Genomic DNA, 11,453 nt, shown 5'->3' with positions numbered 1-11,453 from the left:
GTGCCTGGGAACGGGGATCGAATGAGAACACCAACGGGTTGTTAAGGCAGTACTTCCCGAAAGGGACCGACCTGGCGGAGCACTCGCAAGCCACGCTCAATGAAGTGGCAAGGCAGCTGAACAGCTGTCCTCGGAAAACACTGAACTACGAAACGCCCGCTGAACGATTTAGCCAATCTGTTGCGTCGACCGGTTGAATCCACAGCCGATTTCTGCCTGTCGCAGATAGGCTGCAAACGACCCATAGCTCACCCATAGAGCAATAGCGTTCCCGTCATCTACGCTATTGGCCGATTCTGTTGAACAAGTCGGTCCGCCCAAACTGCCTGCTCATTGGCTGGTTAAAGCGCCTTTTTTGCACGCTGGTACGTCAAACCTGCTCTAAAACGTTTTCACACAGCCTGGAGCCATAGCGGACGTACACTCAACGAAGGCAAAGCCATGGCCCGTCCGATCATGACATCACCACATTAATGGCGATCGTCGCGCAGAAGCCCAAGAGACACAGGATCCCAACACCATAGAAAACGGTGCGCCAAGGCTGGACGCCCTTCAGGTATGCCAACGTGTGCAGGACTCTGGCGAGGGTGAACAGAACGCTCAACCCTACCGTAACGGATGCAGGTGCATTCATGGCAACGGCGAGCCCACCCAGCGCGAAGAATGCCGGGATGCTTTCCAGGTCGTTCGCCCAGGCCCTTGCCGCGCGAGTCACTTGCGGAAGCTCCTTTTCACAAGCGATTCGATTGAAAACAGCGGCGTCCTCTGTGTTCGTGAATGCCCTGAAGCGTATGCGGAAGAGGCCCTGGTAACAGGAGACCGCGAACATCTTGAGAAACAGCACAACCACGCAGAGTGCGTAGACGGTCAAAGCACTGGTCATGCCTGGCGCTCCCTATTAAAGCCTTTGACCACGAGGTACAACAGCGGCCCCACGGAAACGAATACAGCAGTCAGTATCAGGTAGGGAAGCAGGTCAATGAGTGAACCATCTCGCGATCGGTTGTCTTTTGCCATCCAGATGCAGGCCAGTGCTGCCATAAGGTACAAGTCGATGACCAACTGGGCAGTATCAGGTCGCGAAATCAACTCAAGCCCAAAGGCCACTAGCGACTGTTCGGCAATCAGCATCGTCCAGCCGGTATACATCGAAAAGGGCACCAACGATGCCAGAGCAATGAGGCGAAATGCCATAGTCCTGTCCTTGCTAGGGTTTCTTGGCACAGTAGTGGTAGGGTTGTTGACCCTCAATGACCTGTGAGGTCATTGAGGCCAGGCACAAGGATGTCAGAGGCGAAGCATGAGTAATCACCTGTTCCATCATAAACATCCCCCGCCGGCCATAACGGCGGGCCAGCACGTGCGCCACCTGCGTCGGCAGGCAGGGCTCAGCCAGCTCGATCTTGCACTCATGGCCGGGGTTTCGCAGCGCCACCTCAGCTGCGTCGAAACCGGCCGCGCCAAAGCGAGCACCAGTACCTTGCACGCCATACTTTCGGCCCTAGGTGCACCGCTGGATCACTGCAACGAAGTATTTCTTGCCGCTGGATACGCGCCACGTTACGCAGCAACGCCGCTCGATGCCCCTGCCTTGGATGTGGTTCACGCGGCCATCGATCATATCTTGCATGCGAACAATCCGGCGCCTGCCATCGTTATCGACAGCAACTGGGATATCACTGCCGCCAACGTGAGCACGGGACTGCTGTTGGCGATGGCGGGCGTGGCACAGGACGTGGCATCACGCCTCAACCTTCTGGAAACACTGCTCAGCCCCGGCGGCTTGGGTGATCGGTTGGCCAATGCACAGGAGATCCGTGCTGCTGCGTGGCAACGCGCCTCCAGGGAGTCAGTCAGCAATCCTACGCTCGCAGAGCGCCTGAACAGTCTTCCGCCTCCGGGTATTGCCTTGCAGGCACCGACTGCCAGCCCTGTGCTGCTGACGCGTGTGTGCACCGCAGATGGCGAGTTGAGCTTTCTCTCCACCTTCACGACCTTCGGCATGCCCCTGGACATCACCGTAGAGTCACTGCGAATCGAACATTTGATACCTGCCGATTTATCGACCAAGCAAAGGATGATGCAAGCCTACGAACATTGGAATGCGGATCACGGCCAATCTGTTGCATCGACCGGTTGAATCCACAGCCATAAGCAGCCAGTCGGAAATGTCCACGAAACCATGGGCGATTCACTCTGGGGCACACAGGCATTCAGCTTCCCTCCGCCCTCGGTTCCCGACCGGGAGCGCGGCGCCTACAACGTTGCCATTATCATTTGTCGTCCATCTTTGTTGACGATTGTGGCCGGCGCTCCGTGCTCTCTTCGGCGTTGGGCGCTTCTGGAAAACTCCCTGGCGTGAACACATGGGTCTGCAAGTCGCTGGCATCGACTTCGACGACACCATGAACCGAACGGGCCAGACCAATGGCCTGTTCACACTGTCTATGAGTGTTGACGCGGCCGCTTAACCCCACTATGCCCGCATGGGTTTTGACATTGATATGCAGGCTAAGGGTCGGATCGGAAAATGCCAGGGCAGACTTCACCTTGGCGGTAATCCATGCATCGTGAACGGCCATTTCCAGACCATGAGAGTAATGCTGGAAGGAGTGAATTTTCATGGCTGAACCCTCCTCGTGTAATCAGACGTACTGCCCATCCCGTTTGCTGTGCTGCCCACTGCCTGTCAGGTGAACGCTATGGATACCTGATTCGTTTTGGAGCGCTCGCCACGCAAACATTGACAGACATTAATTATAGTACGGCCGTTGCCTGCGGTCAGAGCGCTGTCCCCGTGAACGTCCGCCTTGGTCGCTCTGTGCCAGTTGAGATGCCTGTTCGCAACCAGGCTGGGTTCGCTGATGGGTTACGCTACCGTTGGTCGGCGCCTTGCGCAGCCGTGCGATAGAAAACTATAGGAATAAACTCTCGTGCCGATATCAGAGAGGCAAGGCCTGCGCACGCCTGACCTTGAACCTGAGCGAACGAGCACATTGATGAGTGATAAATCTTTGGAAGAAAAAGCGGCAGTGATGGTCGACCCACATGAAATGATGGCCAGTATCGAACAGATCACTGCCGGGCGCGATGCCCTGCAACAGCGCCTGGACAAGGCTGATCGCGCGGCTCAGGAGCTTCAGAAGCAACTGGACTTGGCAAAGACGCTGATGACCCGTCTGCTGGCGGCGAGTTTTGCGTCGACCGGCAAACTTTCCGCGCCCCTGACAAACTGGGGGCTGAATGAGATTGACGTTGTCGAACGGGAGATGGCCTGCTATTTGAATCCTGCCAATGAGGCGAGTGTCGCTTGACAGGTCGCGCACCGAATGCCTAAAGGCCGCGTATATACTGGCTCCAGGCCGAATGCCGCTGTTGGGTTACCACAGCGGTTACCCATCACGCCTTGACCCAACGCTGACGACTCCAGCTGCTCAGCCCATCAACGGCGAACACCAGCAGCAACATGGCCAGGATCACCGTACTGGCCTGGGCCTCCTGGAACAGGCTGAGGCTGACATAGAGCATCTGCCCCAAACCGCCGGCACCGACAAAGCCGAGCACGCTGGCCATGCGGATGTTGTTTTCCCAGCGGTAGAGGATGTACGCCAGCAGCTGTGGAAACAGATTGGGCAGGGTGCCGTAACAGAAGGCCCAGACGACATTGCCGCCCTGCAAGCGGATGGCTTCGGCCGGTTCCGCTGGGGTGTTTTCCAGTGCTTCGGCGAACAGGCGGCCCAACACGCCGGTGGTATGCATGGCCAGTGCCAGGGTACCGGCGTTCGGGCCAAGACCCGCCGCCAGCACCATCAGCGCGGCCCACACCAGTTCGGGAATGGCGCGAAGGGCATTGAGCACAAGGCGCGACGCGCTCTGCAACGGCCAACCGAAACGCCCGGCCGCCGGCAATGCCAGCAGCATCCCGAACACCGCGGCGAGCAAGGTGCCAAGGGCCGACATGGCCATGGTTTCCACGGCGCCACGGCCAATGGCTTGCAGATGGCCGGCGCTCAGGTCCGGGCTGAGAAACCGCAGCACGTAGGCGCCCATCTGCTGCAAGTTACCGCTGCCGGTCAGCTCGCCGAGATCGATGCCCAGGTAGCTGAACGAGGCGACGACCGCTGCGCCGATGCCCAGGATCAGCAGCAGGTTGACCAGGCGATTCATGCGAACCTCCAGCGCAGCAGGCGGCTGATCTGATCGGCGAATAGCACCAACAGGAGAAAGGTCAGCAACATGCTCGCCACTTCACCGCCGGCGAACATGCGCAACGACAAGTCAATCTGCTGGCCCAGCCCGCCGGCGCCAACGAACCCCATCACCACGGACGCACGGATCGCACATTCCCAGCGATACACCGTGTACGACAGCAATTCCGCCCCGACATTGGGCAGGATGCCGTAGCAGAAGGCCGCCAACCGGCCACTGCCGGCCTGCAGCAGTGAGTGGGCGGGGCGTTGGTCGACCGACTCGAAGATCTCCGCGTAGACCTTGCCCAGCATGCCGCTGTAGGTGATGGCAATGGCCAGCACCCCGGCCGTCGGGCCAAGGCCGACTGCGCGCACGAACAGCAAGGCCCAGACGATTTCCGGCACGCTGCGCAGGAAGATCAGCAGCCCGCGCACCGGCCAGCGCAACAGCCGGCCCAGGGCGCTCGGGCGACCGCTGCGCGAGGCGGCCGACAGCGACAGCGCCCGGCTGGCCAGCAGGCTGGCGGGCACGGCCAACAGCAAGGCCAGGGCCATGCCGGCGGTGGCGATGGCCAATGTCTGCAGCGTGGCTTGCCATAGCAACTGGAGGAATTCTTCGCCATGGGCGGGTGGCCAGAAGGCCGCAACAAAACGGCCCATCTCACTCTGACTGTCGGCCTTGAGCAGCACACCCAGGTCCAGTTCGCTGAAGTGGATGCCAGGCCACAGCAGGGCAAGCGCCAACAGACTGAGCAACAGACGAGGCAGGGTGGCCGGGTCCTGCATATCACGCGTCAGCATCGGGGAATCTGCACACTCAAGGGCGTCACTGGGACGGGCGGCGATTGCAGTTGCTCGTTGGCGTAGAGCTTGTCGAGCAACGGGTGGTCGACGTCGCTGGCGGGAAGGTCGAACAGGACCTGGCCATCGCGCAGGCCGATGATGCGCGAAAAGTGCGTCAGTGCCAGTTCCACGGCATGCAGGCTGGCGACCAGTGTCACCTTGTGTTCCAGGGCGTGGCGGCAGAGGATCGACAGGGTGTGCCCGGCCAGTACGGGGTCCATCGCCGACACCGGTTCATCGGCCAGCAGCACCTCGGGGGCCTGGTACAGCACGCGGGCAATGCCCACGCGCTGCAGTTGACCGCCGGACAATTGCTGGCACTGGGCGAACAGCTTGTCACTGAGGTCCAGCTTGAGCAGTGCCGCCTGCGCTCCCGCAACATCCACCGGATGCAGCAGGCTCAACAGGCTTTTGGCAAACCCCCATTGCCCCAGCTTTCCGGCCAGCACCGCCGTGACCACCCGTTGCCGCGGTGGCAGTGGCGGCGCCTGATGCACCAGGCCGATGCGTGCGCGCAATCGCTGGCGCTGTCGGGCGCCGAGCTGCCAGGCTTGCTCGCCAAGCACCTCGACCGTACCGCTGCCGGGGCGCAGGGCGGTTGCCAGCAGGCTGAGCAGGCTCGACTTGCCGGCACCGGACGGACCGATGATGGCGACCTGCTCACCGGCAGCGATGTGCAGGTCGACCTCATGCAGCGCACGCACGCCATTGCCGTGGGTGAGGCTGACCCGGTTCAGATGTAATGTCATTTCAGCAGGTCGGCAGCGCGCGCAGCTTCCTCGATGCCCTTGTAGTTCTCAGGTTTGGTCTCGATGAAGCGGCTGGCGGCCTGCAGATCCAGAATCGCTTTTTGCTCCGGCTTGGCCGGGTCGAGCGCGAGCAAGGCTACCTTGATCTTGTTGGCGAGAGCCGGGTCGAGCGTGCCGCGCACGGTCCAGTTGTAATCGTAGTAGGCCGGCGTGGTGGCGAAGACCTTGACCTTGTCGGTGTCGACCTTGCCGGCCGTGACCAGTTTTTCCCAGACGCTGGCATTGAGTACACCGGCGTCCACCTTGCCTGCCTGAACCCAGGCGACCGTGGCGTCGTGGGCGCCGGAGTAGCCGACACGGCTGAAGTAGGTTTCCGGCTTGATGCCGTCTTGCAGCATGAAATAACGCGGCATCAAACTGCCGGAAGTGGAAGAAACCGAACCGAAGGCAAAGGACTTGCCCTTGAGGTCGGTCAGCGACTTGACGGCCGGGTCGGCGGTGATGAATTTGCTGGTGAACTGGGCATCCTGCTCACGCTGTACCAGTGGAATGGCATTGCCGGTTTTCAGTCGCGCCTGCACGAACGTGAAGCCACCCAGCCAGGCCATGTCGATGCGGTCGGTGGCCAGTGCCTCGACCACCGCCGGGTAGTCGGAAACCGGCACGAACTCGACTTTCATGTCCAACTGCTGCTCCAGATATTCGCCAAGAGGCTTGAACTTTCGCAGCAATTCGGTCGGGGCTTCGTCAGGAATGGCGCTGACCTTGAGGGTGTCGGCAGCCTGTGCCAGCAGGGCGGAAAAGGATAGGGTCAGGCCGACGGCCAATGCCAGGGTACGTTTGAGCATGGAAGTTCTCCGGTTCAATAGCGGAAAAATGTCGATGCGCCCCGCACAAGCTGATTGCTGCACGACGCTTCGTGAGGGTAGACGAAAACGGCGCGATTATAGGGACTCTTGCGTGCTTGACCAGCCTTGCAACAAGAGTGAGGGCCTAAAAAACCTGTAGGAACGAGCATGCTCGCTCCTACAGGGTTTGCGGTGTCCCACCATTCAGGTGATTTACATCCTTGCCAACGCCTGCGCCAGATCGGCACGCAGGTCCTCGACATCCTCGACGCCCACCGACAATCGCACCAGCCCGTCGCCGATGCCCAGTTCTGCGCGGGTATCGGGTGGAATGGTGGCGTGGGTCATGATCGCCGGATGTTCGATCAGGCTTTCCACGCCGCCCAGGCTCTCGGCCAGGGCGAAGATCCGCACGTTCTCGAGGAAGCGTTTGGTGCCCGCCAGGTCGCTGTTGAGGTCGAGGGAAATCATCCCGCCGAAACCGCGCATTTGCCGTTGGGCCAGTTCGTGCTGCGGGTGCGATGGCAGGCCGGGGTAGTAAACCCGTGAGACTTGCGGCTGACGCTCCAGCCATTGCGCCAAGTCCAGCGCATTACTGCAATGACGTTCCATGCGCAGCGCCAGGGTCTTTACGCCACGCAGGGTGAGGAAGGCATCGAACGGACCGGCGATGGCACCGACGGCGTTTTGCAGAAAGCCCAGGCGCTCGGCCAGTTCGGCGTTGTGCCCGACCACGGCGATGCCGCCGATCACGTCGGAGTGGCCGTTCAGGTATTTGGTGGTCGAGTGCAGCACGATGTCGAAACCCAGTTCCAGCGGGCGCTGGATCCACGGGCTGGCGAAGGTGTTGTCGGCCACGCAGATGATGCCGCGCGCGCGGCAGGTGCGGGCGATGGCGGCCAGGTCGGTAAGGCGCAGCAGCGGATTGCTCGGGGTCTCGACCATGACCATCCGTGTGTCGTCTTGCAGGGACGCCTCGAACGCCGCCAGGTCGGTCAGGTCGACGAAGCTGAAGCGGTGCCCGGCGCTGCGCTGGCGCACCTTGTCGAACAGACGGAAGGTACCGCCGTAAAGGTCGTTGCCGGAGACGATGTGCGAGCCGGCGTCGAGCAGTTCCAGCACGGTGGAAATGGTCGCCAGGCCCGAGGCGAACGCAAAGGCTCGGGTACCGCCTTCCAGGTCGGCCACACAGCGTTCCAGCGCCCAGCGCGTCGGGTTGTGCGAACGCCCGTAGTCGAGGCCTTTGTGCACCCCGGGGCTCTGCTGCAGGTAGGTGGAGTTGGCATAGATCGGCGGCATCAACGCCCCGGTCGACGGGTCCGGCGTTTGCCCGGCATGGATCACGCGGGTAGCGAAGCCCCGTGGCGGGGAATTTTCATCGTGCTGACTCATGGCAGGGATCTCCGCAGGTGGTTGAGCATGTCGGTTCGGGTAATCAGGCCGTGGAAACCCGAGGCATCCTGAATGATCGCTACCAGCCCACGGCCCAGCTCTGCCTCCAGGTCAGCCAGCGTGGCGTCGGGGGACAGGGTTTGCAGCTTGTCGGTCATGGCACTGGCCACGGCTTTACGGAAGTGCGCAACGTCTTCATGCACCCCCAGCAGGATGTCGGACTCGTCGATCACGCCGACCAGATGTTTGCCGTTCACCAGCACCGGCAGTTGCGACACATCCGCCAGGCGCATGCGCTGGAAGGCGGTGAGCAGGGTGTCGTCGGGACCGACGCTGATCACCCGGCCGTCCTCGAAGCGCCGCGCGATCAGGTCGCGCAGGTCACCGTATTGCTTGCGTTGCAGCAGGCCCTGATCGTTCATCCACTGGTCGTTGTAGATCTTCGACAGGTAACGCGTACCAGTGTCGCAGACGAAGCTCACCACCCGTTTCGGCGTGGTCTGCTCGCGGCAGTAACGCAGTGCGGCGGCCAGCAGGGTGCCGGTCGAGGAACCGCCGAGAATGCCTTCGGCACGCAGCAGTTGGCGGGCGTGGTCGAAGCTTTCTTCATCGCTGATCGAATAGGCGTGGCGCACGCTGGACAGGTCGGCAATCGACGGAATGAAGTCTTCGCCTATGCCTTCCACCGCCCACGAACCGGGCGTGCCGAGGGTGCCGCTGCGGCTGTACTCGGCCATCACCGAACCGACCGGGTCGGCCAGGACCATTTCCAGATCCGGCTGCACGCGTTTGAAAAAGCGCGTCAGCCCGGTCAGGGTCCCGGCGGAACCGACGCCGACGACGATGGCGTCCAGATCATGCTGGGTCTGTGCCCAGATCTCCGGCGCGGTGCTGTATTCGTGGGCCAGCGGGTTGGCCGGGTTGTTGAACTGGTCGGCGAAGAACGCATCGGGAATATCCGCGGCCAGCCGCGCGGCGACATCCTGGTAGTACTCGGGATGGCCCTTGCCGACATCGGAGCGGGTGATGTGCACCTCGGCGCCCATGGCCTTGAGGTGCAGGACCTTCTCGGTGGACATCTTGTCCGGTACCACCAGCACCACCCGGTAACCCTTGGCGCGGCCGACCAAGGCCAGGCCGAGGCCGGTGTTGCCGGCGGTGGCTTCGACGATGGTGCCACCGGGGCGCAGGCGGCCATCGCGTTCGGCGGCATCGATCATCGCCAGACCGATGCGGTCCTTGATCGAACCGCCGGGGTTCTGGGATTCGAGTTTGAGAAACAGCGTGCACGGGCCGGTATCGAACCGGCTGACCCGTACCAGAGGTGTATTGCCGATCAGTTCGAGCACGGCAGGGCGGGAGTTGTCAGGCATGTCGTCACTTCCTTGCACAAATACGCGCTGGGTGGACAGTGGCCTGCGGTGTGCCATCAGGCATCGATCGCAGGCATTGCATCGCTAGGACCATAGGCCGGGATCGGGCCTGCCGCAACCTCATGCGGCCAGCCGGTTGCCTCGACGCTTTTTCCTCGCCAGCGACCACAAAAAACATAATTTCGCTATTTCCCGGCTCCGAACAGAATGCGGCCAACACCCTGACACCGATAGCCGCAGCAGAAGAACAACAGTGATCAGAATCGAGGCGGCAGCCATGACCGACCTGAATCAAACCACCTTTCAGAAGTGCACAGCCATGACAGTTGATAAAACCGAAATTGATACGCTTGTTGTTGGCGCCGGCCAGGCCGGCGTGGCCATGAGTGAACACCTGAGCAAGCTAGGTGTGCCCCACCTCGTGCTGGAGCGCAACCGTATCGCCGAAGCCTGGCGCACCGGCCGCTGGGATTCGCTGGTGGCCAACGGTCCTGCCTGGCACGACCGCTTCCCGGGCCTGGAATTCGACGGCCTGGACCCGGATGCCTTCGCCGCAAAAGAGCAGGTGGCTGAGTACTTCGAAGCTTATGCCCGCAAGTTCAACGCACCGATCCGCACTGGCGTTGACGTGAAGAAAGTAGAGCGTAATGCCGATCGTCCGGGTTTCACTGTTGAAACCTCCGATGGCGTGATCGAAGCCCGCCACGTAGTGGTCGCCACCGGCCCGTTCCAGCGTCCGGTCATTCCGCCGATTGCTCCGCAAATCGCCGGCATCACCCAGATTCACTCCGCCCAATACTACAACCCACAACAACTGGCCGAAGGCGCCGTGCTGGTGGTGGGCGCCGGTTCTTCGGGCGTGCAGATCGCCGATGAGCTGCAACGCTCCGGCAAGCAGGTCTACCTCTCGGTCGGCGCCCACGATCGTCCGCCGCGCGCCTACCGCAACCGTGATTTCTGCTGGTGGCTGGGGGTGCTCGGCGAGTGGGATGCCGAGGCCATGCAACCGGGCAAGGAGCACGTGACCATCGCCGTGAGCGGTGCCCGTGGCGGCCACACCGTGGACTTCCGCCGGCTGGCCCATCAGGGCATGACCCTGGTCGGTCTGACTCAAGGGTTCAACGGCGCGGTGGTGAGCTTCGAAAATAACCTCGCCGACAACATTCGGCGCGGCGATGAAAACTACCTCGCGCTGCTGGACAAGGCCGACGCCTATATCGAACGCAACGGCCTGGACCTGCCGCTGGAACCCGAAGCCCGCGCCATGCTGGCCGATCCGGACTGCGTGACCAAGCCGATTCTTGAGCTTGACCTGGTCAAGGCCGGCGTCACCACGATCATCTGGGCCACCGGTTACTCCACCGATTACAGCTGGCTGAAGGTCGATGCCTTCAAGGAAAACGGCAAACCGCAGCATCAGCGCGGCGTGTCGGCCGAGCCCGGTGTGTATTTCGTTGGTTTGCCGTGGCAGTCCCGTCGTGGCTCCGCGTTTATCTGGGGCGTTTGGCACGACGCCAAGCACATCGCCGATCACATCGTTAAACAGCGCACTTACTTCAACTATCGGGATGCGACCCAGCGTCAAGCCGACGCCGCCCGTGCACCTCTTCAGAAAGCCAGCCTCATGGGAGTTCGTTAATGCCTACTCATACCCGCATCCGCATGTTCAACACCAAAGACACCTACCCGAACCAGACGCTCGACAACGACCTGTGCCAGGCCGTGCGCGCCGGCAACACCGTGTATGTCCGTGGTCAGGTCGGTACCGATTTCAATGGCCAACTGGTGGGCCTCGGTGATCCGCGTGCCCAGGCTGAACAGGCCATGCGCAACGTCAAGCAACTGCTCGAAGAGGCCGGCAGCGACCTGAGCCACATCGTCAAGACCACCACCTATCTGATCGACCCGCGCTATCGCGAGCCGGTGTACCAGGAAGTCGGCAAGTGGCTCAAGGGTGTGTTCCCGATTTCCACCGGCCTGGTGGTCAGCGCCCTCGGCCAGCCGCAGTGGCTGATGGAAATCGATGTGATCGCTGTCATCCCTGAATAAGGAATTCGC

Annotated in this window: 13 protein-coding genes and 1 pseudogene; 5 read left to right on the top strand and 9 right to left on the bottom strand. The window is 61.6% G+C overall.

The window, feature by feature from the left end:
• Positions 1-5: 5 nt before the first annotated feature.
• Positions 6-197, top strand: a pseudogene (locus CAF65_RS21010) (transposase); the annotation flags it as partial.
• A gap of 257 nt (positions 198-454) precedes the next feature.
• Here CAF65_RS21010 and CAF65_RS21005 read toward each other — a convergent pair.
• The gene (locus CAF65_RS21005) at positions 455-883 is read right to left on the bottom strand and encodes an MAPEG family protein (protein ID WP_085718013.1); all 429 of its coding nucleotides are present in this window, start codon (positions 881-883) and stop codon (positions 455-457) included.
• A complete protein-coding gene (locus CAF65_RS21000; RefSeq protein WP_085718012.1) occupies positions 880-1,194 on the bottom strand; it encodes a DUF2834 domain-containing protein in 315 nt (104 codons plus the stop codon). The genes CAF65_RS21005 and CAF65_RS21000 overlap by 4 nt, the downstream gene beginning before the upstream one ends.
• Before the next feature lie 106 nt (positions 1,195-1,300).
• Between CAF65_RS21000 and CAF65_RS20995 the strand changes: the two genes are divergently transcribed.
• Positions 1,301-2,140, top strand: a complete 840-nt coding sequence (locus tag CAF65_RS20995; protein WP_085718011.1) for a helix-turn-helix domain-containing protein — start codon at positions 1,301-1,303, stop codon at positions 2,138-2,140.
• A gap of 133 nt (positions 2,141-2,273) precedes the next feature.
• On the opposite strand, the gene CAF65_RS20990 is transcribed toward CAF65_RS20995, so the two are convergent.
• The gene (locus CAF65_RS20990; protein WP_085718010.1) at positions 2,274-2,624 is read right to left on the bottom strand and encodes a BON domain-containing protein; all 351 of its coding nucleotides are present in this window, start codon (positions 2,622-2,624) and stop codon (positions 2,274-2,276) included.
• A gap of 309 nt (positions 2,625-2,933) precedes the next feature.
• Between CAF65_RS20990 and CAF65_RS20985 the strand changes: the two genes are divergently transcribed.
• Positions 2,934-3,314, top strand: a complete 381-nt coding sequence (locus CAF65_RS20985) for a hypothetical protein (RefSeq protein ID WP_218191727.1) — start codon at positions 2,934-2,936, stop codon at positions 3,312-3,314.
• A gap of 85 nt (positions 3,315-3,399) precedes the next feature.
• Here CAF65_RS20985 and phnE read toward each other — a convergent pair whose 3' ends face one another.
• From phnE to CAF65_RS20955, 6 genes are all read right to left on the bottom strand, one after another.
• Positions 3,400-4,167, bottom strand: a complete 768-nt coding sequence (phnE, locus tag CAF65_RS20980; RefSeq protein WP_085718008.1) for a phosphonate ABC transporter, permease protein PhnE — start codon at positions 4,165-4,167, stop codon at positions 3,400-3,402.
• Complete coding sequence (locus CAF65_RS20975) at positions 4,164-4,991, bottom strand: ABC transporter permease (protein ID WP_085718007.1); 828 nt, start codon at positions 4,989-4,991, stop codon at positions 4,164-4,166. Before CAF65_RS20975 ends, phnE begins: the two co-directional genes overlap by 4 nt.
• Positions 4,985-5,782, bottom strand: coding sequence for a phosphonate ABC transporter ATP-binding protein (locus CAF65_RS20970; RefSeq protein ID WP_085718006.1), 798 nt, complete (start codon positions 5,780-5,782; stop codon positions 4,985-4,987). The genes CAF65_RS20975 and CAF65_RS20970 overlap by 7 nt, the downstream gene beginning before the upstream one ends.
• Entirely contained in the window at positions 5,779-6,630 is an 852-nt protein-coding gene (locus CAF65_RS20965; RefSeq protein ID WP_085718005.1) for a putative selenate ABC transporter substrate-binding protein, read from the bottom strand. Before CAF65_RS20965 ends, CAF65_RS20970 begins: the two co-directional genes overlap by 4 nt.
• A 213-nt stretch (positions 6,631-6,843) precedes the next feature.
• A complete protein-coding gene (locus CAF65_RS20960; protein ID WP_085718004.1) occupies positions 6,844-8,022 on the bottom strand; it encodes a PLP-dependent aspartate aminotransferase family protein in 1,179 nt (392 codons plus the stop codon).
• The gene (locus CAF65_RS20955) at positions 8,019-9,395 is read right to left on the bottom strand and encodes a pyridoxal-phosphate dependent enzyme (RefSeq protein WP_085718003.1); all 1,377 of its coding nucleotides are present in this window, start codon (positions 9,393-9,395) and stop codon (positions 8,019-8,021) included. The genes CAF65_RS20960 and CAF65_RS20955 overlap by 4 nt, the downstream gene beginning before the upstream one ends.
• 277 nt (positions 9,396-9,672) lie before the next feature.
• Here CAF65_RS20955 and CAF65_RS20950 point away from each other — a divergent pair, with 277 nt between their 5' ends.
• The gene (locus CAF65_RS20950; RefSeq protein ID WP_178076728.1) at positions 9,673-11,034 is read left to right on the top strand and encodes an NAD(P)/FAD-dependent oxidoreductase; all 1,362 of its coding nucleotides are present in this window, start codon (positions 9,673-9,675) and stop codon (positions 11,032-11,034) included.
• Entirely contained in the window at positions 11,034-11,444 is a 411-nt protein-coding gene (locus CAF65_RS20945; protein WP_003201555.1) for a RidA family protein, read from the top strand. The genes CAF65_RS20950 and CAF65_RS20945 overlap by 1 nt, the downstream gene beginning before the upstream one ends.
• Positions 11,445-11,453: the final 9 nt, after the last annotated feature.

The sequence above is a fragment of the Pseudomonas sp. B28(2017) genome, assembly GCF_002113025.1.
Taxonomy (GTDB): domain Bacteria; phylum Pseudomonadota; class Gammaproteobacteria; order Pseudomonadales; family Pseudomonadaceae; genus Aquipseudomonas.
Note: the sequence above shows the minus strand (reverse complement) of the source record. Positions and strands in the feature narration are given on the sequence as shown.